The following is a 22174-nucleotide window of genomic DNA, read 5'->3' on the forward strand; positions in this document are numbered from 1 at the left end:
CGGCCCTGCTGGCGGATAAAATCCAAAACTTCCACGATCTTCAGGAAAGCTCATGCTCGACATCCAGCTCTTGCGCTCCCAACCCGATCTCGTCGCCGCCGGCCTCGCCCGCCGCGGCATCGCGATCGATCTTGCCCCGTTCGAGGCGCTCGAAGCCGAGCGCAAGGCGGTGCAGACCCGCACCCAGGAATTGCAGGCCAAGCGCAATGCGCTCTCGAAGCAGATCGGCATGCTGAAAGCCAAGGGCGAGGACGTTTCCGCCGTGATGGCCGAGGTGGCCGGCCTGGGCGATGCGCTGAAGGCCAATGAAGAAAAGCTCGCCGTGCTGCTGGCCGAGATCGACGCCTTCGTCTCGCGTCTGCCCAATCTGCCACATGAGAGTGTGCCGGACGGTCGGGATGAATCCGGCAACGTCGAAATCTCGCGCTGGGGCACGCTCCCCGTGTTCGATTTTCCGCCGAAGGATCATGTCGATCTCGGCGAGGCCTTGGGCGGGCTCGACTTCGAGCGCGCGGTGAAGATCGCCGGCAGCCGCTTCACGCTGATGAAGGGCGAAGTGGCACGTCTGCACCGCGCGCTCGCGCAGTTCATGCTCGACACCCACACCCGCGAGCATGGCTACACCGAGGTCTATGCGCCTTACCTCGTCAATCCGGATAGCATGTTCGGCACCGGCCAGCTGCCCAAGTTCGAGGAGGATCTGTTCCGCGTCGAACGCTCGGATGGCAGCCGGCTGTATCTGATCCCGACCGCCGAGGTGCCGGTGACCAACATCGTGCGCGGCGAGATTCTCGATGCCGAGAAACTGCCCTTGAAGTTCGTCTGTCATACGCCCTGCTTCCGTTCCGAGGCCGGCAGCTATGGTAAGGACACACGCGGCATGATCCGCCAGCACCAGTTCGACAAGGTCGAGCTGGTGCAGATCGTCGCGCCGGAAGCTTCCTGGCAGGCGCTCGAAGAGCTCACCGGACATGCCGAAGCGATCCTGCAAAAGCTCGGGCTGCCCTATCGCAAGGTCGCGCTGTGCGCCGGCGACATGGGCTTTTCCGCCGCCAAGACCTACGATCTCGAAGTCTGGCTGCCGGCGCAGAATACCTACCGCGAGATTTCCTCGTGTTCGAACTTCGAGGCGTTCCAGGCGAGGAGAATGCAGACGCGTTGCCGTGACAAGGGGGGCAAGCCCCGTCCCGTCCATACGCTCAATGGCTCCGGTCTCGCGGTCGGCCGCACGCTGGTCGCGGTGCTGGAAAACTACCAGCGTGCCGATGGCAGCGTCACTGTGCCCGAAGTGCTGCGTCCCTATCTCGGTGGGCTGGAACGCCTTACTGCATAGTCAGGCCGCTCTGGAGGGGTGAAAGACTGCGACGCGGCTCGATGCGCACGAGGATATCGTAGTAGTTGCGTACGTTCTCGACCATGATCACCGTCTCGCCGCCGCGCGCGCGGCCGCTTTTGAGTCGCGTGTAATACTCCGGCCGCGAAAGCAGCGGCAGCACGTCCTTCATGTCGGCCCAGTGATTGGGGCTTTTCTTGAGTCCAGGTGCGAAATGGCGGCCTCCTTTCAGATGCCCCATGCCGAGGTTGTAGGCGGCGAGAGCGAACCAGAGACGTTCCGGCGGCAGGATTTCATCCGGTAGCTCGTCCATCAACATCGCCAGATAGCGGGCGCCGGCGAGGATGCTCTCGCGGGGGTCGAGTCGGTTTTTCACGCCGAGCCGGTCGGCGGTCTCTTCGGTGAGCATCATGATGCCGCGCACACCGGTCGGTGAAGTGGCCAGCGGCTCCCATTTCGATTCCTGCCAGGCGAGTGCCGCGAGGAGCCGCCAGTCGAATCCGGTGATTCTCTCTGCTTCTGCAAAAAAAGGCCGCAGTGCCGGCAGACGGGTCTGCGCTGCATCGAGGAATGCTGCGACATCCTGATTGTCGAGCCGTTTGATGTGGCCGAAATAGCGATCGTAGAGGCGTCGCAACGTGCCATCCTGGCGAATCGCGGCGATGAATTCGGTCGCTTTCTCACGCAACTCCGGATATGCTGGCGCAATCGCCCAGCCGTAGCCCAGCCTGTCCGGCAGCTTCAAGGCGATGGCCAGATCGGGGCTGATGTTGGTGGCAAGGTCGAAATGCAGTTCGTCGCTGGCGACCAGTTCGTGACGCAAATCGGCGATGCCGGCGATGAGCGCCAGCTCGTTCGTGCCGCGGTGTTCGACGAGGCGCGGCGGCGGTTCGATGCCAAGGGCGGCAAGGGTTTGAGCTTGCGGCGCTCCCGGCAACAGATGAATCTCGCGCCCGGCCAATTTTTCGGCGTTCTCCAACGGTAAAGCGTTTGCATGTTGCACGATCACTTGGGGTGTTTCGAACAGCAGCGGGCTGTAGAGCAGCGACGCGTCTTTCGTCTGGATCGGCACGGTGGCGATCATGTGCGCCCGCTGCTGCACGACCATTTCGGCTGCATGGCCTTGGGCGGGTGGTGGAACGAAACGCACTTTGACGCCAAGGTATTGTGCAAACCGTTCGGCGAGATCACGGCTGAAGCCGTTCAACCCTTCGCTGTCGATCGCCGGTTGTGCGAAGGCTGGATCGGCCGATAGGGCGACGACCAGCGGCTGCCGTGGCCCCGGCGGCTTCAGGGGCGCTAGCGGTGCAACGAAATCGCAGCCGGCGAGCAGCGCGCCGAAAATCAGCGTGACTGCAAGGCGACGGAGGCAGGCGATGAGAGATTTTTCCCGCACGTGATGGCTGTTCCTTGTCGGGATGGCAGGTATAATGAATCAATTACGGAGAGGTACCGAAGTGGTCATAACGGCGCCGACTCGAAATCGGATGGTCAGGGAAACCTGGCACAAGGGTTCGAATCCCTTCCTCTCCGCCACCCCTCACATTATATTCCCCATCCATAAGCCAGCCTGATGCTGGATCAAATAATTCTTTATTTACTTTAGGGAATTTCATGCATACAATCTTGACTAAATCAGTCAAGTAATTGACTGAGACCGAAACCCCTAACCCTTACAGAGAGAGGAAGTCAAAATGATCAACGTCAATGGCAAGGAAATCGAGACCGATGCCGAAGGCTATCTGGCCGATTTGTCCGATTGGAGCGAGGAGGTCGCCGAGTTCCTGGCGGCGCAGGATGAGCTCAAGCTCGACGAGAAGCGCTGGCAGGTCATCAACTGGATCCGCGATTACTACGCGGAAAATGGCACCGCGCCCAACCTGCGCGTGATGACCAAACTGATCGGCGAGGATCTGGGGGAAGATTTTTCCGACAAGAAATTCCTCTTCGACCTGTTCCCCTACGGCCCGGCCAAGCAGGCCGCGCGTTACGCCGGCATGCCCAAGCCTACCGGCTGCGTTTGATCTTCGCGGTGGGGTGCCGTCCCGCCAGCGCCGACTTTTCGAAGCGAGTCGGCGCCCGGCGGGACGCTCCCTTTTGCGCCAGCGCCGAGTTTCCGAGATGACTCGGCGCCCGGCGGGACGTCTCCTTTTCCGTCGGCGCTGACTTCAGGATCGGCGTCGTCTTTTCACCAGGCTGCCAGGCGGGAACGAGGTGCCGTTTGCCGTTGCCGATCAGATCGGCGCGGCCCATGCGCTTCAGGGCTTCGCGCAACAGCGGCCAGTTCTTTGGATCGTGATAGCGTAAGAAGGCCTTGTGCAGCCGGCGCTGTTTGAGGCCGCGTGCGACGGCGACTTTCTCGCTTGCCGGGTCGCGCTTGAGCGGGTTGTTTTCCGTGTGCCACATCGCCGTGGCGAGCGCCAGCGGTGTCGGCAGGAAGGTCTGCACCTGGTCGAGACGGAAGTCATTGCGCTTCAGCCACAGCGCGAGTTCGAGCATGTCCTCGTCAGTAGTGCCCGGGTGGGCGGCGATGAAGTAGGGGATCAGATATTGCTCTTTGCCGGCGGCTTTCGACGCCTGCTCGAATAGGCGCTTGAATTTGTCATAGGCGCCCATCCCCGGCTTCATCATCTTCGAGAGCGGTTTTTCCTCGGTATGCTCCGGTGCGATCTTCAGATAACCGCCGACATGGTGGGCGACCAGCTCCCTGACGTATTCGGGCGAGCGCACCGCCAAGTCGTAGCGCAGCCCCGAGCCGATCAGCACTCTCTTCACGCCAGGGATAGCACGCGCCTTGCGATAGAGATGGATCAGCGGCGTGTGGTCGGTATTCAGGTTCGGGCAGATTTCGGGATAGACGCAGGACAAGCGCCGGCAGGCCGCTTCGATCGCATTGTCCTTGCAAGCCATGCGGTACATGTTGGCGGTGGGCCCGCCGAGGTCGGAAATGACGCCGGTAAAGCCCGGCGTCTTGTCGCGGATTTCCTCGATCTCGCGCAGGATCGATTCTTCCGAGCGGCTCTGGATGATGCGTCCTTCGTGTTCGGTGATCGAGCAGAAGGTGCAGCCGCCGAAGCAGCCGCGCATGATGTTGATCGAGAAACGGATCATCTCCCAGGCGGGAATCCTCGCGTCGCCGTAAGACGGGTGCGGCGCGCGGGCATAGGGCAGGCCGTAGAGGTAGTCCATCTCGGCGGTGGAAAGCGGAATCGGCGGCGGGTTGAGCCACAGATCCCGGTTGCCGTGCCTTTGTACCAAGGCCCGCGCGTTGCCGGGATTGGATTCGAGGTGGAACATCCGCGAGGCTTCGGCATAGGCGAGCTTGTCGGTCTTCACCGTCTCATAGTCCGGCAGCCGGACATAGGTGAGGGCGCGATCGTCGTGGGCGGCGCGAGTGCCGACCTCGTGCCATTCTGGGGTGGGCGTCCAGCCGGCGGGCACCAGGAAAGCCGAGCCGCGCAGGTCGCGGATGTCCTGAATGGACGTGCCCTTGGCCAGCCGATGCGCGAGTTCCACCAGCGCGCGTTCGGCATTGCCGTAGAGCAACAGATCCGCCTTGCTGTCGGCGAGCACCGAACGTTTCACGGTATCCGACCAGTAGTCGTAATGCGCGATGCGGCGCAAGCTGGCCTCGATGCCGCCGATCACGATGGGCACGTCCTTGAAGGCTTCGCGGGCGCGCTGGGCATAGACGGTGACGGCGTAGTCGGGGCGCTTACCGGGCTCGGCATTCGGCGTGTAGGCATCGTCGGAACGGATCTTCCGGTCTGCGGTGTAGCGATTGACCATCGAATCCATGTTGCCGGCGGTGATGCCGAAGAAGAGATTCGGCCGACCAAGGCGGCGGAAATCGTCGGCGGATCTCCAGTCCGGTTGGCTGATGATGCCGACGCGAAAACCCTGCGCTTCGAGGAGCCGGCCGACCAGCGCCATGCCGAAACTCGGGTGGTCGATGTAGGCATCGCCGGTGACGATGATCACGTCGCAGGAATCCCAGCCGAGCGATTCCATCTCGGCACGCGTCATCGGCAGGAACGGAGAAACGCCGAAGCGTTTCGCCCAGTAGGGGCGGTAGGCCGTCAGGGCCTTGAAGGGTTTCATTGGCAGAGTGTAGCGTCGCTCAGATCCTGATTCGGCTCTGGCTCGAGACGTGCTGGGCCAGAAAGTCCATCTGGTCGGCGAGGATGTTGCGGTTCGAGAGAATTAGATACTCGGCCTTGTTCGGCACGTAGGGCGCATAGAGCAGCTGCATGCCGGCCTGTTCCGGCGTGCGGCCGCTTTTGCGTTGATTGCAGCCACGGCAGGCGGTGACGACGTTCATCCAGGTGTCGCGCCCGCCTTGGGAAACCGGGACGATGTGGTCGCGGGTGAGTTTCGTGCTCGGCAGGCTGTCGCCGCAGTAGGCGCAGATATGGCGGTCACGGTGGAACAGCTCGCGGTTGTCGAGCGGCGGCACCTGCTGGAACTGGCGCCCCGAGAGCGCCCGGCCCTTGATGGCGATGATGCTGCTGAAGCGGATTTCCGAACGCTGTCCGGTCAGCCGGTTGAGGCCGCCGCGGATCACGAAGTTGTGCTCGCCGATCGCCCAGGCCACCAGATTTTTCGCGTAATAAAAGCACGCATGCTGCCATGTCACCCAGCGGTGGGGGACGCCGTATGGATCGAGCGTGAGGATCAGCGGGTAGGAATTCATGGCACGTAGAATGTTGCCGCACGACCTCTTCAGACCATTGTGACAGCGTTAAGTTTATTCCAGTCAGCGGAAAAAGCCGCCGAAAGTACTCAGCCGCTGCGGCAGGCAGTGTTGCTGTCGCTGGTTTTGCATCTGCTGGCACTGGCTGCGCTCGCCGATTTGCCTGCCGTGAGATCGCGCGGTGATGCACCGCCGGAACCCCTGCGCGTCAGTGTGCGGGTGCTCACCGAAACCGGCGAGGCGCGGAAGGGTGAAGAAAGCCACGTGGCCCGGCCTCAGCGGGCCAAACCGCAAGGCGCCGTCGCACAGCCGACGCCGTTGCGGGAACGTGCCGTCCCGCCAGCGCCGACTATCCGAAGCGAGTCGGCGCCCGGCGGGGCGTCCCCTTTTCCGCCAGCGCCGATTTTCGTCGCCGCAGACACCGCGGTGGAACGGATGCCAGTCAGCCCGGTGCCAGGCGGCATCCCGCAACAGAGGGCTGCCCCGACACCAGCGACGGTGGCCATCGCTGCCCCGGAAGAAGTGTATGGCCCGGATGCTGCAGGATTGCGCCAGTTCCGCCTGGCGCTAGCGAGCGAGGCACGGCGGGTGCGCCACTACCCGGAGGCCGCGCGTCGCGTCGGGCTTGCCGGTACTGCCGAGATTCGCATCAGCGTGAATGCGTTGGCGCAGCGGCAGGCCGAACTGGCACGTTCCAGCGGTCATGTGATGCTCGATGCCGCGGCGCTGGAAATGATGCGTATCGCGGCAGAGCGCAGCCCCTTGCCGGACGTCCTGCGAGGTCAGGCGTTTGTCGTTTCGGTGCCAGTGGTGTTCGAAGTGGAGGAATAGAGTTACAACGCGATCGATTCGACATGCAGGCCGAAGCTGCCTTGGCGCCGGTCGGCAAAGAAATGCCGCAGGGTCATCGCGATGGTGCGGAAGGCGATGGCCTCCCACGGCACCTGGGCTTCCTCGAACAGCGCGACTTCCAGGGTTTCACTGCCGGCGGCGAAGTCGAGATCGATGAGGCGCGCGCGGAAGATCGCATGCACCTGGCTGATGTGCGGCACCGAGATCATCGTGTAGAGGGGCTCGAGCTCGACGTGCGCACAGGCTTCTTCGCGGGTTTCGCGTAACGCCGCGGCGGCGAGCGTTTCCTCGTTCTCCATGAAGCCGGCCGGGAGGGTCCAATAGCCGTGGCGCGGCTCGATCGCGCGCCGGCACAGCAGGATGCGATCTTCCCAGACGGGCAGGGTGCCGACCACGAGACGTGGGTTGCGGTAATGAATCGCGCCGCAGTTCGTGCAGACATGGCGTGGCAGGGAATCGCCGGGCGGAATGCACACGCTGATCGGCGCGCCGCAAGTGCAGCAGAAATTGATGGCCGGCTCCATAGCGGGCGATTTTAGCGTCTGATCGACGGATAGGTCGGATGCCGGAATGCTATAAAACTTCCGCTCTTCATACACCGTTCATCTTCCGGATGTCATCGACGCTCCAGACCACCCTCCCGCTCCGCGCCGGTGCGCGGCGCCGGACCCTCGCTCACGGACAACGCGAACGCATGCGATTGGCCTCGCTGCTGCAGACCGCGATGCAGGAAATGGCCGACCCCGCGACGTTTTCGATCACCCTGCCGGAAAACGGCCAGATGGCTGCGGTGACGGACGAGGAGACGCTGCGCATCCTGATCGTCGATCAACCCGGCCGGGCGCGCGCCCAACTGGCCGCGACGCTCGTGGCGGCCGGGCACGACGTACGGCTGGCCGACGATGGTCGGGCGGGTTTCCGGATGGCATTGCAGGAACACCCCCACATCCTGATCACTGAATGGGACACGGGCGGCATGGGGGGGATCGGCATGATCCGCGCACTGCGCGAGACCAAATTCGGCCGGGGCGTCTACATCCTGATCATGACGGCCCGGGAAACCGAGGAAAATCTCGTCGCCGCCTTTGCGGCCGGTGTGGATGACTTCGTTGCCAAGCCGTTGAATCTACGAATACTGGAGGCGCGTTTGCGCGCTGCCGAGCGGGTCGTGCGTCTGCAGCGCGAAGTGGAGCGCGACCGGGACGAAATCCGCCGCTATGCCGACGAACTGGCCGAGGCCAACCGGCGGCTGCGCGAGGCGGCCCTCACCGACGTCTTGACGGGACTGCCCAACCGACGCTACGCGATCGAGTTCTTCGGTCACGAATGGCAGGTGGCCAGCCGTAGCGGTCGCCCCCTCGTGGTGATGCTGATCGACGTGGATCATTTCAAGGAAATCAACGACAGTCATGGCCATGCCGGCGGCGACGTGGTGCTCAAGGAGATCGCTGTAGCCATCAAGCGTGGTCTGCGGGCGCAGGACGTGGTCTGTCGCACCGGCGGGGACGAGTTCACGGTGATCTGCCCAGACACCGATCTGGCGGCCGGACTCACCTGTGCCGAGCGGGTGCGCAAGGCCGTCGCAGGCTTACGCTTTGCATTCGGCGGGCGCTGTCACCGCGGCAGCGTCAGCATCGGCGTGGCGATGCGCGATGCGGGTACGCCGGATATCGAAACGTTGATCAAGCGTGCCGATGAGGGGGCGTATCTTGCCAAGCAGCGTGGCAGGAACAAGGTTGTCAGTATCCAGACACCCTAAAAAAACATTAAAAAGCAGGATGTAAGCCAACTTTTGTAATGTTTTTTCTTACAACGGTTTCCCATCCTATTCTTACAAAAGGATGGTTTTTTCATTGATTTTCTTCTTGCTAGTCAGCCGAGAGAATGGCATGACTGCCAAACGGATATGCGCGAAGAAGATTCGCTAGGTGTGTGTCCGGGATTGGCGGCAACGCAAGGAGAGGAAAGATGAAAGCGACCGACACCTACAATGACATCAAGGAGGTCAATCTTGCCTATCTGATGCTGGCTCAGAACATGATCCGCGCCGACCGTGAGGCGGCAGTGTTCCGGCTGGGCATCAGTGAGGAGATTGCCGACATCCTGGAAGCGCTCACGCCGGGGCAGATCCTGAAGATGGCCAGCTCCGACATGCTGTTGATGAGCTTCCGTTTCGACGATTCCCTGTTGCTCGATCTGTTGGCGAACCACGAGCGCGAACGCGGTGTCGGTCACATCCATGCCGCCATTCTCGCCGCCGGCAAGCCCGTCGAGACTGCGGCCTGATAAGCCGGTCGCCATCCTTTTCAGGGAGGTCGCTCCATGCGCAACAAATCCGTCATCTCGGAGGCGAGGGATATTCGCCTGGCGATCGAGCTCATCGAGCTCGGTGCCCGTCTGCAGCTCTTGGAAGCCGAAACCAACCTTTCCCGCGAACGCCTGCTCAAGCTCTACAAGGAAGTACGCGGCGTCTCGCCGCCGAAGGGCATGTTGCCATTTTCGACCGACTGGTTCATGACCTGGCAGCCGAATGTGCATGCCTCGCTGTTCATGGCCTATTACAACTTCCTCGAGCGCCACACGAAGCTGGCGGGTATCGAGCGCATCATCAAGGCCTACCGGCTCTATCTGGAGCAGACCCAGCGCTGCGGCATGGAAAGCGTGCTGTCGCTGACGCGGGCATGGACGATGGTACGCTTCTTCGATGCCGGTATGCTGCAGATGACGCGCTGCAAAAGCTGTGGCGGCGAATTCGTCGCCCATGCCCACGACCCGCAGCACGATTACGTCTGCGGGCTTTGCCATATGCCGGCGCGTGCCGGCAAGACGCGCCGCACTGCCGAGGCGACGGAGGCAAAAGGCGTGGCTGCGGCCTGAGGCAACATTATTTCTCCTTGAAACCCCTGCGAAACGCCGCGAGCGGGATGGGATGCAAGGCGCACGGAGCGCAGCGACCGAGACATATCAACGAGATAGGCGAGGGAGCGAGCACCGCGCAACGCAGCAGACCGCCCGCGCAGCCAGTTTCGCAGGGGTTTCTCCTTGTAGCACACGGGGCGCTCATTACTCAGAATAGGGAGGGGTGCCCCGCGCGTTTTTGCGTGACGTCGACCGGAGGGAGCCGTTATCATGCGCGGAAAAGGGAAGCGCGCTGGCCCATGAGTCAGCGCTGACAAAACGGGGTCCTCATGTTATTGCTCGTCGGCTATGTCATCGTTCTGGCGGCTTCCGTCGGCACCTATGCGGTGCACGGCAGCCTGGGCGCCCTGTGGGTGCCGCTCGAATATCTCGCCATCATTGGCCTGACCACCGGCTATCTGGTCGCTTCGAACGGGCCGCGCTCGCTGAAGGCGGTGCTGGGGGCGATCCCGTCGGTGCTCAAGGGCACGCCGTACAACAAGGCGCTGTACATGGATCTGCTCGCACTGCTGTTCGAGATCCTCAGCAAGGTGCGCAAGGAAGGCTTGATGTCGATCGAGGGCGATGTCGAGAATCCCGAGGCCAGCCCGATCTTTTCCAAGTATCCGTCGATCATGAAGGACCATCATGTGGTCGAGTTCATCACCGACTATCTGCGCATGATGGTCGGCGGCAACCTGAATGCTTTCGAGATCGAGAACCTGATGGACATCGAGATCGAGACCCACCACGCCGAAGCGCATTTTCCGGCACACATGATGCAGTCGACCGCCGGCGCGATTCCCGCGATGGGTATCGTCGTCGCGGTGATGGGCGTGGTCAACGTGATGGGTTCGGTCGGTGCGCCGCCCGCGGTGCTCGGCAAGATGATCGGCGGTGCACTGGTCGGTACCTTCCTCGGCATCCTGCTCTCCTATGGTTTCGTCGAGCCGATCGCCAACCAGCTCAACCGCCAAGTCGAAGAAGGCAGCAAGATCTATCACGTCATCAAGGCGGTATTGCTCGCTAGCATGAATGGCTACGCGCCGCAGGTGGCGATCGAATTCGGCCGTAAGGTGCTCTATTCCGCCGACCGACCGAGCTTTATCGAGCTCGAGGAAGATCTGAAGAGCCGGAAGGGTAAGTGATGGCCAGCCACGGTGCCGTCCCGCCAGCGCCGACTTTCCGAAATGAGTCGGCGCCCGGCGGGGCGTCTTCATTTCCGCCAGCGCCGACTTTCGGATGAGCCGCGATGAGTGACGATTCCCAACAGCCCATCGTCGTCAAGCGTGTAAAAAAGGGCGGTGCCGCTGGTCACGGCGGCGCCTGGAAGATCGCCTATGCCGACTTCGTGACGGCGATGATGGCCTTCTTCCTGTTGATGTGGCTGTTGGGCTCGACTACCAAGGGCGACCTCAAGGGCATCGCCGATTTCTTCCAGACGCCGCTGAAAGTCGCATTGTTCGGCGGTTCCGGCTCCGGCGATTCGTCGTCGGTGATCCAGGGCGGCGGCGAGGATCTGACACGCACGCATGGCCAGGTGAAGAAGGGCGAGATCGAGTCGCCAACCAAGAAAATCAATCTGCAGGCGCTCAAGGCCGATTTCGAGCGGCTGGAACGCGAACGGCTGGAAGCGCTCAAGAACGACATCGAGAAGCTCATCGAGGCGAGCCCGTCGCTCAAGCAGTTCAAGAACCAGCTCTTGCTCGACATCACGACCGAGGGCTTGCGCATCCAGATCGTCGATGAGCAGAACCGGCCGATGTTCGATTCGGCCAGTTCCGAACTCAAGCCTTATACACGCGAGATCCTGCGCGAAATCGGGCCGCTGCTCAACCGCGTCGAAAATCGAATCTCCCTGTCCGGACACACGGATGCGACGCCTTATGCCGGAGGTGACAAAGGGTTCGGTAACTGGGAGCTGTCGACCAATCGCGCCAACGCCTCGCGCCGCGAGATGGTGGCGGCCGGGTTGGACGACCGGAAGGTGCTGCGCGTGGTCGGTTTCGCCTCGACCGTGCCTTTCGACAAGGAGCATCCGACGGCGGCGATCAACCGGCGTATCAGTATCGTCGTCCTCAACAAGCGTACCGAGGATGCGATTCTCAGCGACGGACGCGAAGTACCCGTCGAGGCGGTAACCGGAGACGCGGCGGTACCGCCGGAAGCGGCTTTACCACAGCCACGCCAGTAGATCCGGCGCGGCTATTACGCCATGCGGCGATCGGAAATCGGATGAGGAGGACAGGGGAATGACACTGCGACAACGCATCTACGGGGTGTTGGCCGTCCTGGTTGGTGTGACGCTGCTGGCCAACGGTTTTTCGTTTCTGATGTTCCTGCGGCTCGCCGATGCAGCCGGACGAGCGAATCCACAACTGCTGACCGAAGCGGAAGCGATGCGCAACGGGATGATCGCCATCATCGTCGTCGCCTCGGCGATCGGACTGGGCGCCTTCGTGCATTTGGCGCGGCTGCTGCTCAGTTTCCTCGGTGGCGAACCGCAGCAGGTGGCCAGCATCGTCAAGAGTATCGCCGCCGGCGATCTGGCGACGCGCATCGATCTTGCAACCGACGACCAGGGAAGTCTTCTGGCGGCGATAGCCGGAATGCGCAAGAGCCTGGCCGAAATGGCCGGGCATCTGACGGCGACGGCGGAGCGCTTGCATGGCGCGGCCAGCGAGCTCGCCGGCGTTGCCTCCGAATTGCAAAATAGCGCACACGAAGAGAGTGCCGCGGCGGAAGATACGACTGCGGCGCTGTCCCGGCTTGCGGCGGGAATCGCCGACATCGCTGCCCAGGCGGCCGAGGTCGAGCGTCTCGCGACGGCGAGTGTCGAGCGCGCCCAGGCCGGCAACGAAAGCCTCTCGCGCATGATCGGCGAACTGGCCCAGGCCGAAGGTGCCGTCACCGAGATGACCGAGACGGCGCGTGAATTCATCAGCAGCGCCGCGTCGATTTCCGGTATGACGCGCGAGGTGCGCGACATTGCCGACCAGACCAACCTCCTGGCCTTGAATGCGGCGATCGAGGCCGCGCGTGCCGGGGAGCAGGGCCGTGGCTTCGCCGTCGTCGCCGACGAGGTGCGCCGCCTCGCGGAAAAATCCGCTACCACGGCGAGCGAAATCGACGCCGTGACGCACAACCTCGAACGACTGGCCGCCAAGGTGCGTGAAACGCTCGAAAATGGCCTCGCCGCGCTGGCCACTTCGCAGGAGTATCTCGAGACCGTTGCCGAGAGTCTCGGCGAGGTCAATGCCTCGGTGGGCGAGACGACCGCCGGCATGGGCCGCATCAACGCAGCAGTAGAGGTTCAGAGCCGGGCCAGCAGGGAGATCAGCGAGAACGTCGAAAGGATCGCCACATTGGCGAAAGCCGGCGATGCCAGTACTGCGCAGATGGCCGAAGCGGCCCGACAGCTCGAAGGCTTGGCCCTCGAACTCGAAGCCAGCCTGCGCCGCTTCCGAGTCTAACGCGCATGCCGGCAATCGGCACCCGCGGAGGATGAAAACCCCATGCGCAAAAATAAACACCCGCCCCCCTTCGCCCCCCTCTCGGGGGGTTCCCATTTGCGCGGCGTTGCCGCGAGTGTTGGCTGCCGTCAAGGAAACGAAGGGCGACGCACTTTTTGCTTTGGATTTCACGTTAAGTATCGAGAAACGCGTAATATCTCAAGCTTAAGCTGCCGACAACCCGGGTGAGCGCCGGTAAACTTTCCACCATCCTCGCTGTCGTTTGCGACGAAAGGCTGCCTCATGTCAGAACTGCTCAAGAACATCGATGCCCGCACCCGTCTGGCGGGCACCAACAAGCTGGAAATCCTCCTGTTCTCGTTGGGGAAGGACGAACGCACGGGGCGCACGGAAACCTTTGGCATCAATGTCTTCAAGGTGCGCGAGGTGATGAAGACGCCGCCGATCACCGCCGCACCGGACATGCCCAAGGCCGTCAAGGGTATGGTGTCCTTGCGCGGTGTGCTGGTGCCGGTGGTCGATCTCTCCGAGTTCATCGGCATGCAGACAGAGACGCCCCGCGAGATCATGATCGTCACCGAATACAACGGCCATACCCAGGGCTTTCTCGTCGAATCGGTGGATACCATCCTCAGGCTCGACTGGTCGAAGATGCGCGTGCCACCCGAAATGCTCACCGCCCACATGGGGGGGCTGGTCACCGCCGTCACCGAGCTGCAGGATGGCCGGCTGGTGATGCTGCTCGACGTCGAGCGCGTTCTTTCCGAAACCGCCAAGTACGAAGACGAAACGGTGTATTCCCAGATCAAGCCGCTCGGCAAGGAAGGGCTCACCATCGTCTATGCCGACGACTCGTCGGTGGCGCGCAACCAGATCGAACGCACCTTGACCGCGCTCGGCATCCGCGGCATCGCTGCGATGAACGGCCTGCAGGCCTGGCAGGAGTTGCAAAAGCTCGCCGACTATGCCGAGGCGACCGGCCGGGAGACCAAGGACGTGGTGCAACTGGTGCTCACCGATGTCGAGATGCCCGAGATGGACGGTTACATCCTCACCAAGAACATCAAGGCCGACGCTCGTTTCGCCGGCATTCCGGTGGTGATGCATTCCTCCTTGTCATCGAGTTCGAACGAACAGCTCGGCCGATCGGTGGGCGTCGACGAGTATGTGCCGAAATTCGAGGCGCAGCGGCTGGCCGAAACCCTCAGTCGCCGGTTGCTGAACGATCAGCCCGTGTCCCAGGCAGCCTGAAGGAGTAGGGAATGAATCAGACCTCCCTGATCGAGAACGTCGATGCGCGCACCCAATTGGCGGGTTCAAACCGCATGGAAATCCTGCTTTTCTCGCTCGGCACGCATGAGACCTTCGGCATCAACGTGTTCAAGGTGCGCGAGGTCAGCAAAACCCCGGAAATCACCAAGACACCGCACATGCCGCCTGGCGTCGAAGGCTTGATCAGTCTGCGTGGCAACGTTATCCCGGTGCTGTCGCTGGCGAAGGTGATGCATCTCGCCGATGCGCCGTCGGGTCTGGGTGGCTCGATGATGGTGACCGAATACAGCAAGCGCACCCTCGGCTTCCTCGTCAGCGAGGTCGACCGCATCATTCGCGTCGACTGGGACAAGGTGCGCGCACCCGAATCGGTCACCAGCGGCGGGCATCAGTACATCACGGCGATCACCGAGCTCGACAACGGCCGGCTGGTGTCGATCGTCGATGTCGAACAGATCATGGCCGATACCTTCGGTGAGGCGATGATCGGCCAGATCGAACGCATCGGCGATGCCGACGAATTCAACGTGTTCTTCGTCGACGATTCGGCCATCGCGCGCAAGAAGATCATCGAGGTGCTCGACCGTATGGGGGTGCATCACCGCCATGCCCAAAACGGCAGGGAAGCCTGGACGCGGCTTTCCGGCATGGCCGCCCATGCCCAGCAGGCGGGTCGTGACCTCAAGGATGAGATCAACCTGATCCTCGTCGATGCCGAGATGCCGGAGATGGACGGCTATGTGCTCACCAAGCACATCAAATCGGACAAACGCTTCTCCGGCATCCCGGTCGTGATGCACTCCTCGCTGTCATCGGAAGCCAACCGCGCGATGGGCAAGGCGGTCGGCGTCGATGCCTATGTCGCGAAGTTCGATTCCGAGGCGCTCGCCGACACCTTACGCCCGCTGCTGCTCAAGTCGAAGAACGGCTGACCGTAAATCATCGAGTTTCACCTGGAGACTGTTTCATGCCCGCAGACCCAAGCAAGATCAAGTTCCTCGTCGTCGATGATTTCTCGACGATGCGCCGCATCGTCAGAAACCTCCTCAAGGAGCTGGGCTTCACCAACGTCGAGGAAGCCGAGGATGGCGCGGTGGCCTGGCAGAAACTGCAAGGCGGCGGATTCGACTTCGTCGTCACCGACTGGAACATGCCGAACATGGATGGCCTGACGCTGTTGCAGACGATTCGCAGCAACCCGGCCACGAAATCGCTGCCGGTGCTGATGATCACCGCCGAAGCGAAGAAGGAGAACATCATCGCCGCCGCCCAGGCCGGCGCTTCCGGCTACATCGTCAAACCTTTCACCGCGGCGACGTTGAACGAGAAACTCAACAAGATCTTCGAAAAGCTTGGGTGGTAAGGCATGGCCAGACCGATCAAATTCGACGAATCCGGCGACTCGGCCGATCTGCAGGCGCTGTTCGACAGTATCGCCGCCACCGCGGGGCCTCAAGCCGCAGCCGTTGCCGAAGCGGATGCCTCGGGCGATTCCGACGAACTGCAGGCGCTGTTCGACAGCGTCGCCGCGCAAGTCGAGGCCGCGACGCCCGCGACCGAAGCTCCTCCGCCCACGGCGGAAGGCGAGGCCGTGTTCAACCGTATCGGCCATCTCGCCCGCAAGCTGCATGACTCGCTATGTGAGCTCGGCCTCGACAAGAGCCTGGAAGAGACCGCACGGCAGATTCCAGATGCACAAGGGCGGCTCCACTACATCGCGCAAATGACCGAGCAGGCCGCTTCGAAGGTGCTCAACGCCTGCGATATCGCCAAGCCAGCGCAGGACGAGCTGGCCGCCGTGGTCAAGGCGCTGGGAGCCCGTTGGGAAAAAATGTTCGCCAACCAGCTCTCTGTGGAGGAATTCAAGCAGCTGGCCGCCGACACGCGCAGCTTCTTCTCTGCCGCGCCGGAGCGGATCGCGCTCGTCAATGTCCAGCTCAACGAGATCATGCTGGCGCAGGACTTCCAGGATCTGACCGGACAGGTGATCAAGAAGGTCGTGGAGATCGTCGAGAACGTCGAGGCTCAGCTGCTGCAGCTCTTGATCGAGACGATGCCAGCCGAGAAACGCTCGGCCGCACCGGCGGGTTTGATGAATGGCCCGATCATCGACGCTGCGGGGCGCAGCGATGTGGTCACCAGCCAGGCGCAGGTCGATGACTTGCTGGAAAGTTTGGGATTCTGAGGCGGCGTTTGGCGCCGCAGGGGGGGAATGAAATGAGCGACTTCGCCGGCATGGAAGACCTGCTGCAGGATTTTCTGGTCGAAGCGACCGACTTGCTCTCGGAGGTCGACAACAAGCTCGTCGAACTCGAAAAGAATCCGCAGGACGTCGGACTGCTGAACGACATCTTTCGCGGTTTCCACACCATCAAGGGTGGCGCGGGCTTCCTGAACGCCACCGAGCTGGTGACGCTTTGCCATCTCACCGAGAACCTGTTCGACAAGCTCAGGAACGGCGCGATGTCGGTCAGCAAGGAAATCATGGACGTGATCCTCGCGGCCACGGCGGGGGTGCGCGAGATGTTCCATCAGTTGGAAGGCGGCGTGCAGCCGGCGCCGGCCGATGCCCGTCTGCTGGCCGACCTGAAAGCGGCCCTCGCCGGCGAACTGACCAAGGCCTCGCCACCTGCGCCCGCCGCGATGCCTGCCGCAGAATCCGCGTCCGCGGCGGCACCTGCCCCGACCTCAGCCGGCGGCCCCGACTGGGAACGGCTGTTCAGCGCCGTTACGGGGGCTGCGCAGGCGTCTGCGTCTGCTGCCGTCTCACCAGCGCCGACTTCTGCGCCGTCTGCAGCTGCCGTGCCCGACGTGACGCCGCAAACGCCCGAACAGATCATCCAGCATGCCCTGGGTCGTCGTGCAACCGACAAGCCGGGTGCGCTGGCTGCGCCCACCGGCCGCCGCGCCGACGAAAAGGCGCGTGACACCACGATCCGCGTCGATACCGCGCGGCTCGATCAGGTGCTCAACCTTTCCGGCGAGATCGGCCTGACCAAGAACCGCCTGAGCGCCTTGCGCAGCGACATCCTCAACGGCCGCACCGATACGGATACCCTGCATGCGCTCGACCAGACGGTGAGCCAGCTGGATCTGCTGGTTTCCGATCTTCAGAACGCCGTCATGAAGACGCGTATGCAGCCGATCGGCCGGCTGTTCCAGAAATATCCGCGCATCGCCCGCGATCTGGCCCGCAATCTCGGCAAGGACGTCGAGTTGGTGCTCGCCGGTGAGGAGACGGAAATCGACAAGACGATGATCGAGGATCTCTCCGACCCGATCATTCACTTGATCCGCAACGCCGTCGATCATGGCGTCGAGAGTCCCGCCGAACGGCGTGCCGCCGGCAAGCCGGAAAAATCGCAGGTGCGTCTCGAAGCGCGCCAGGAAGGCGACCACATCGTGCTGATCGTCGCCGACGACGGGCGGGGCATGAATCCGGAACGTTTGCGCGCCAAGGCGCTCGAAAAAGGCTTGATCACCGATGAGGAGGCCAACACGATGGACGAGCGCCAGAGCCTTGCGCTCGTCTTCCTGCCTGGTTTCTCGACCAAGGATGTCGCCTCCGACGTCTCCGGCCGTGGTGTCGGCATGGACGTGGTCAAGACCAACATCCAGAAACTGAACGGCAGCATCGACATCCGCTCCGAGCCAGGCAAAGGGACGACCTTCATCATCTCGCTGCCGCTGACATTGGCGATTCTGCCGGTGCTGCTCGTTCAGCTCGGCGAGCAGCCATTTGCCGTGCCGCTCTCCCTGGTGCGCGAGATTTTGCCGATTCGCATCGACGAGGTCCAAGAAGTCGGTGGCCGTGCGACGATGGTGGTGCGCGGCGATGTGATGCCGATCTACCCGATCGCCCACCTGCTCGGCTGGGCGCCGGAGCGGGTGCCGCAATACGGCGTGCTGATGCAGACGGCCGAGCACACTTTCATCCTCGCCATCGATGGCTTCATGGGCCGCGAGGATGCGGTGATCAAGTCGCTCGAAGGCTTCCGACCGAAGGGCGTGGCCGGCGTCACGACGCTCTCCAACGGCCAGATCGTGCTGATCCTCGACATGAAAGAACTGCTCGCCGATCTGGGCGAACACCGTGGCGTGCCGCGCTCCGCACTGATGCCGCCGGAGCAGGCGGCGGCGTAGCGCTTCATGACCAGCGGTGCCGTTCCGTCAGCGCCGAGTTTTCTTCGTTTCCTCCTTGGCTGGGTGGCCTTATTCTTCTCTTTGGTCTCCTTGCCGGTCGGTACTGTTCAGGCCGCTACTTACGCCTATCGCAACCAGGCGTTTTCCTACGACCTGCCATCGCCCAGCGCGACGCTCGTGTCTTGGCACACGAGCGGCGCCGCACCGGCCTGCACCAATTATCCCAACGGCGACGACGACTGGGCGGATGTGAGTTTCCCGGCCGGATTCCAATTCACCTTCGGTGGGACGAGCTATGCCGGGGTGCGCATCTACTCCAATGGAATACTGGCGTTCGGCAATGACGTCTCGGGCTTTCACCGGGATTACACGCCCCAGGCTTTGCCCATTACTTCAGCAGCGGGGGGCGCGCCTGCCGGATGTCCGAATGCCGTTCCGGTCAATCTCATGCTGCCTTACTGGATCGACATCGTCGCCGGCACGGCCAACAACACGACCGGGGCCTCAGTCAAATATGAGCTCCTCGGTACGGCACCGAACCGACGCTTCGTCATCTCCTGGGTGAATGTCAAGCTCTATGGCCAGACGGCACGCTACAACTTCCAGGTGGTGCTATATGAAAGCTCGGCAGGAAGCAACGGGAATTTCGAATTTCGTTACACCTCTGGATCAAGCAACGGCCTCAATGCAACCGTTGGCGTACAGCTGACGACGACGGATTACACGCAGTATTCCTACAACCAGCAGTTCATCGACACGACCAACGGCACGGCGATTCTCTGGTATCCGGCCAACCAGCTGGCGACCAAGTCAGCGGAATATCGTTTCGACGAGAGCGTCTGGTCTGGAGTCGTTGCCGAAGTCAAGGATACCTCTGGGAATTCCCGTGATGGGCAGCGTGTCGGCAACGCGACCAATATCGCTGCCGGCAAGCTCTGCCGGGGTGGCAGCTTTACGAACAATACATCGAATGCCGTGATCGATGCGGTGGCCACACCGCTCGTGCCGGGGCAAAGCGGCTCGATCGATTTCTGGTACCGGTCCAATAACGCCTGGAACGTGGCGGATGGCATGCTCATCGATGCCACGGCCGTTGCCAACCGACCATTTTTCCTGATGAAACGCAGTACGGGGGCGTTGCGCTTCGCGCTCGCCGACAGTGCCGGTACGGTCGTCACCGCCGATACCGGCAGCCAAAACTTTCCTGCCAACAGCTGGCAGCACATCGGCATCACCTGGAACGTGCGTCCAGGCACCAATCAGACCCTGCTGCAAATCTTCATCAACGGCAATCTGGCCGCCTATGCACGCGGGACGACCAACGGCACATTGCCTTCGCTGTCCTCCATATACATCGGTGACAATCGCACGAGTGGTGTTACTCCGAACAATGGAACGCCTAACGGCGCCAACGGCACGATCGACGAAGTCTATATCTATCCCATCGACGTCAGCGGCCCGCAATTCCAGGCCGACATGGCGCTGACGCGGCCGGTGTGCACGGCACTCGATCACTTCCGCATCATCCATGACGGCACTGCCAGTTGTGGGGCGGCGCAGGTGACCATCGAGGCGCATGATGGCAATCATGCGCTTTTCAGTCTCGCCGGGAGCACGATGACGATTTCGACCAGCACTGGTCATGGCAGCTGGTCGGCGGTGAGTGCGATCAACGCGGTGGTGAATACCGGTCCGGGCACGGCGACCTATACTTTCGCCAACGAAAGTCGCATCGTCCTCGCGCTGTCCAACCCCTATGCTGAGACGCTCAATATCGACGTCTCCTCTGGCAGCATCACAGAGCATTCGGGTGTGGCCTCGAGTTGCTCGGCCGCCGATTACACCTATGGAAATGCCTGCGATGCCAATCTCACCTTTGCGCCCTGTGTGAGCAGTTTCGAGTGTCTGGAATCCGGTCTCCCATATCAGAATCTGACCGCCAACCCCACGGCGCGCAATCCGCTGTACACCAAGCTTGCCGGAGCGACGCTCTCCTTTGATGTCGTCGCCGTCGATGTCAATGGCAATCGCGCGACGAGCTATGCCGCCGATGCCGACAAGACGGTGACGGTCGAATTGGTCGATGGGAGCGGCAGTGCAGCCTGTGTGAGCCGCGCCGCGTTGAATCCGGCCGTGACCACGACCCTGACCTTCGCAAAGACCAGCCAGCCGACCGAACAGGGACGCAAAACGGTCAGCCTGACCGTGAGCAAGGCTTATCCAAATCTGCGTTGCCGGGTGACCGATGCCTCTCTTGCAACTCCAGTCGTCGGCTGTTCGAGCGACAATTTCGCGATCCGTCCCGCGGGTTTTACCCTGTCATCGAGCAATGCCAATGCCGATGCCGGCGGTGGCTCGACCACGGCCACACCGGCCATCAAGGCCGGCAGCAGCTTTTCGCTCACCGCGACGGCCGTTCCCGGCTATGGCGGCACTCCGCAGATCGATAGCTCGAAACTGGTTGCTCACACCGGGTCGGTGGCAACCGGCAGTCTGAGCGGCAGCTTCCCTGCTGCCGATCCGGCGAGTGGCAGTGCGACCGGTACCGCCTTTGCCTATGGCGAGGTCGGCTACTTCCGCTTCGATCCTGGCGGGGTGTATGACGCCGGATTCACGGCTGTCGATCAGCCGAACGACTGCAGCAACGATTTTTCCAATACGCTGGTCGGCGGCAAATACGGTTGCATGATCGGCAATCCGGTCGCCAGTGATTTCTTCGGCCGCTTCATCCCGGACCATTTCGACACCGTAGCCACCGCCGCCTGCGGCAGCTTCACCTATTCCGGCCAGCCGTTCCCGCTGACCGTGACGGCGAAGAATCTCGGCGGCGGCACGACACAGAATTACGCCGGGGCCTTTGCGAAGACGGTAACGCTTTCCGATGCCAATGGCGCGACAGGAGCGTTCACCCCTGCCAGCTTGGCGGCAGGCGATTTTCCGGCGGGCGAGGCCAACAAGAGCGTGAAATTTACCTTTGCCGGCAAGCCTGCCGCCCCCGCGACGCTCAAGGTGCGCGCGACGGACGGCGAGGCGAGTTCCGCCACCGGCAGCGAAGGCAGCCTGCCGCTGCGCTCCGGTCGGCTGCGGCTCGTCAATTACTATGGCTCCGAATTGCTCAGGCCGCGCGTCGAATATCGCGTCGAGTATTGGGACGGCAGCCGCTGGACGGTGAATGCGGCCGACACGTGCACCAGCCTCGCCGCGGCGAACATTGCCACGGGCGGGCTGGCCGCGCCGAGCGTCGGGGCGCTTTTCGCTGGCATCGGCTTCATTACCTTCAACACGGCCCCCGCCGGCAGTTATGACATCGCGGCGAATCTCAACGCTGCCGGCAGCGATACGTCGTGCAATGCGGCTCACGGCGGCACGGCGGCGAACCTGCCTTGGCTGCAGGGGGACTGGTCGGCTTCCTGCGGCGGCATCCCACCCTGGCAGCAGGACCCGAGCGCGCGCGTGCGCCTCGGCTCGCCAAAAGCCCCTTACATCTACCTGCGCGAGCGTTACTGAAGC

19 protein-coding genes and 1 tRNA gene are annotated in these 22174 nt (G+C 62.4%); 16 read left to right on the forward strand and 4 right to left on the reverse strand.

What is annotated here, in order from left to right:
- Positions 1-52: 52 nt before the first annotated feature.
- Complete coding sequence (gene serS, locus M52SOB_RS03005; protein WP_131110509.1) at positions 53-1333, forward strand: serine--tRNA ligase; 1281 nt, start codon at positions 53-55, stop codon at positions 1331-1333.
- Here the strand turns inward: serS and mltF are convergent.
- A complete protein-coding gene (mltF, locus tag M52SOB_RS03010; protein WP_172601729.1) occupies positions 1323-2729 on the reverse strand; it encodes a membrane-bound lytic murein transglycosylase MltF in 1407 nt (468 codons plus the stop codon). The genes serS and mltF overlap by 11 nt on opposite strands.
- A 47-nt stretch (positions 2730-2776) precedes the next feature.
- On the opposite strand from mltF, the gene M52SOB_RS03015 reads away from it, so the two are divergent.
- Together M52SOB_RS03015 and M52SOB_RS03020 are read left to right on the forward strand one after the other, a co-directional pair.
- Positions 2777-2869 (forward strand) — tRNA-Ser (locus M52SOB_RS03015).
- A 158-nt stretch (positions 2870-3027) separates the two neighbouring features.
- Complete coding sequence (locus M52SOB_RS03020; RefSeq protein WP_131110511.1) at positions 3028-3357, forward strand: TusE/DsrC/DsvC family sulfur relay protein; 330 nt, start codon at positions 3028-3030, stop codon at positions 3355-3357.
- On the opposite strand, the gene M52SOB_RS03025 is transcribed toward M52SOB_RS03020, so the two are convergent.
- Together M52SOB_RS03025 and M52SOB_RS03030 are read right to left on the reverse strand one after the other, a co-directional pair.
- On the reverse strand, positions 3341-5434 hold the full coding sequence (locus M52SOB_RS03025; protein WP_172601730.1) for a YgiQ family radical SAM protein: 2094 nt from the start codon (positions 5432-5434) through the stop codon (positions 3341-3343). The genes M52SOB_RS03020 and M52SOB_RS03025 overlap by 17 nt on opposite strands.
- Before the next feature lie 19 nt (positions 5435-5453).
- Positions 5454-6026 carry an HNH endonuclease gene (locus M52SOB_RS03030; RefSeq protein WP_131110512.1) on the reverse strand — a complete coding sequence of 191 codons (573 nt, stop codon included), beginning with the start codon at positions 6024-6026 and terminating at the stop codon, positions 5454-5456.
- 111 nt (positions 6027-6137) lie between these two features.
- Here M52SOB_RS03030 and M52SOB_RS03035 point away from each other — a divergent pair, with 111 nt between their 5' ends.
- Entirely contained in the window at positions 6138-6857 is a 720-nt protein-coding gene (locus tag M52SOB_RS03035; protein ID WP_131110513.1) for an energy transducer TonB family protein, read from the forward strand.
- Between the two features lie 2 nt (positions 6858-6859).
- Here M52SOB_RS03035 and M52SOB_RS03040 read toward each other — a convergent pair whose 3' ends face one another.
- Positions 6860-7390, reverse strand: a complete 531-nt coding sequence (locus M52SOB_RS03040; RefSeq protein WP_131112401.1) for an NUDIX hydrolase — start codon at positions 7388-7390, stop codon at positions 6860-6862.
- A 182-nt stretch (positions 7391-7572) separates the two neighbouring features.
- Here M52SOB_RS03040 and M52SOB_RS03045 point away from each other — a divergent pair, with 182 nt between their 5' ends.
- The 12 genes from M52SOB_RS03045 (at position 7573) to M52SOB_RS03100 (ending at position 22171) form a co-directional block, all read left to right on the forward strand.
- Positions 7573-8637: a GGDEF domain-containing response regulator gene (locus M52SOB_RS03045; protein WP_172601731.1), complete on the forward strand. Its 1065-nt coding sequence runs from the start codon at positions 7573-7575 to the stop codon at positions 8635-8637.
- A gap of 209 nt (positions 8638-8846) precedes the next feature.
- Positions 8847-9164, forward strand: a complete 318-nt coding sequence (gene flhD / locus M52SOB_RS03050; RefSeq protein ID WP_131110515.1) for a flagellar transcriptional regulator FlhD — start codon at positions 8847-8849, stop codon at positions 9162-9164.
- A 36-nt stretch (positions 9165-9200) separates the two neighbouring features.
- Entirely contained in the window at positions 9201-9755 is a 555-nt protein-coding gene (gene flhC, locus M52SOB_RS03055) for a flagellar transcriptional regulator FlhC (protein WP_131110516.1), read from the forward strand.
- A gap of 311 nt (positions 9756-10066) precedes the next feature.
- Complete coding sequence (gene motA, locus M52SOB_RS03060; protein WP_131110517.1) at positions 10067-10924, forward strand: flagellar motor stator protein MotA; 858 nt, start codon at positions 10067-10069, stop codon at positions 10922-10924.
- A gap of 104 nt (positions 10925-11028) precedes the next feature.
- The gene (motB, locus tag M52SOB_RS03065; RefSeq protein ID WP_131110518.1) at positions 11029-11970 is read left to right on the forward strand and encodes a flagellar motor protein MotB; all 942 of its coding nucleotides are present in this window, start codon (positions 11029-11031) and stop codon (positions 11968-11970) included.
- 58 nt (positions 11971-12028) lie between these two features.
- Complete coding sequence (locus M52SOB_RS03070; protein ID WP_131110519.1) at positions 12029-13249, forward strand: methyl-accepting chemotaxis protein; 1221 nt, start codon at positions 12029-12031, stop codon at positions 13247-13249.
- A 282-nt stretch (positions 13250-13531) separates the two neighbouring features.
- Positions 13532-14500 (forward strand): chemotaxis protein, encoded by a 969-nt coding sequence (locus tag M52SOB_RS03075; protein WP_131110520.1) that lies wholly within the window; start codon positions 13532-13534, stop codon positions 14498-14500.
- 11 nt (positions 14501-14511) lie between these two features.
- On the forward strand, positions 14512-15453 hold the full coding sequence (locus tag M52SOB_RS03080) for a chemotaxis protein (RefSeq protein ID WP_131110521.1): 942 nt from the start codon (positions 14512-14514) through the stop codon (positions 15451-15453).
- Between the two features lie 35 nt (positions 15454-15488).
- Complete coding sequence (cheY, locus tag M52SOB_RS03085) at positions 15489-15884, forward strand: chemotaxis response regulator CheY (RefSeq protein WP_131110522.1); 396 nt, start codon at positions 15489-15491, stop codon at positions 15882-15884.
- Between the two features lie 3 nt (positions 15885-15887).
- Complete coding sequence (cheZ, locus tag M52SOB_RS03090) at positions 15888-16706, forward strand: protein phosphatase CheZ (protein ID WP_131110523.1); 819 nt, start codon at positions 15888-15890, stop codon at positions 16704-16706.
- A 32-nt stretch (positions 16707-16738) separates the two neighbouring features.
- Positions 16739-18664: a chemotaxis protein CheA gene (locus M52SOB_RS03095; protein ID WP_172601732.1), complete on the forward strand. Its 1926-nt coding sequence runs from the start codon at positions 16739-16741 to the stop codon at positions 18662-18664.
- A 90-nt stretch (positions 18665-18754) separates the two neighbouring features.
- The gene (locus M52SOB_RS03100) at positions 18755-22171 is read left to right on the forward strand and encodes a LamG domain-containing protein (RefSeq protein WP_131110524.1); all 3417 of its coding nucleotides are present in this window, start codon (positions 18755-18757) and stop codon (positions 22169-22171) included.
- The last annotated feature ends 3 nt before the right edge of the window (positions 22172-22174 follow it).

Origin of the sequence: Sulfuricystis thermophila (assembly GCF_004323595.1) — a bacterium.
GTDB lineage: Bacteria > Pseudomonadota > Gammaproteobacteria > Burkholderiales > Rhodocyclaceae > Sulfuricystis > Sulfuricystis thermophila.

Excerpts from the sequence above, each read along its gene's own strand:
- M52SOB_RS03070 (WP_131110519.1), top strand. The coding sequence starts at position 12,029 with ATGACACTGCGACAACGCATCTACGGGGTGTTGGCCGTCCTGGTTGGT.
- M52SOB_RS03030 (WP_131110512.1), bottom strand. The coding sequence starts at position 6,026 with ATGAATTCCTACCCGCTGATCCTCACGCTCGATCCATACGGCGTCCCC.
- flhC (WP_131110516.1), top strand. The coding sequence starts at position 9,201 with ATGCGCAACAAATCCGTCATCTCGGAGGCGAGGGATATTCGCCTGGCG.
- M52SOB_RS03080 (WP_131110521.1), top strand. The coding sequence starts at position 14,512 with ATGAATCAGACCTCCCTGATCGAGAACGTCGATGCGCGCACCCAATTG.
- cheZ (WP_131110523.1), top strand. The coding sequence starts at position 15,888 with ATGGCCAGACCGATCAAATTCGACGAATCCGGCGACTCGGCCGATCTG.
- serS (WP_131110509.1), top strand. The coding sequence starts at position 53 with ATGCTCGACATCCAGCTCTTGCGCTCCCAACCCGATCTCGTCGCCGCC.
- M52SOB_RS03025 (WP_172601730.1), bottom strand. The coding sequence starts at position 5,434 with ATGAAACCCTTCAAGGCCCTGACGGCCTACCGCCCCTACTGGGCGAAA.
- M52SOB_RS03045 (WP_172601731.1), top strand. The coding sequence starts at position 7,573 with ATGCGATTGGCCTCGCTGCTGCAGACCGCGATGCAGGAAATGGCCGAC.
- M52SOB_RS03020 (WP_131110511.1), top strand. The coding sequence starts at position 3,028 with ATGATCAACGTCAATGGCAAGGAAATCGAGACCGATGCCGAAGGCTAT.
- M52SOB_RS03075 (WP_131110520.1), top strand. The coding sequence starts at position 13,532 with ATGTCAGAACTGCTCAAGAACATCGATGCCCGCACCCGTCTGGCGGGC.
- M52SOB_RS03095 (WP_172601732.1), top strand. The coding sequence starts at position 16,739 with ATGAGCGACTTCGCCGGCATGGAAGACCTGCTGCAGGATTTTCTGGTC.
- motA (WP_131110517.1), top strand. The coding sequence starts at position 10,067 with ATGTTATTGCTCGTCGGCTATGTCATCGTTCTGGCGGCTTCCGTCGGC.
- cheY (WP_131110522.1), top strand. The coding sequence starts at position 15,489 with ATGCCCGCAGACCCAAGCAAGATCAAGTTCCTCGTCGTCGATGATTTC.
- motB (WP_131110518.1), top strand. The coding sequence starts at position 11,029 with ATGAGTGACGATTCCCAACAGCCCATCGTCGTCAAGCGTGTAAAAAAG.
- flhD (WP_131110515.1), top strand. The coding sequence starts at position 8,847 with ATGAAAGCGACCGACACCTACAATGACATCAAGGAGGTCAATCTTGCC.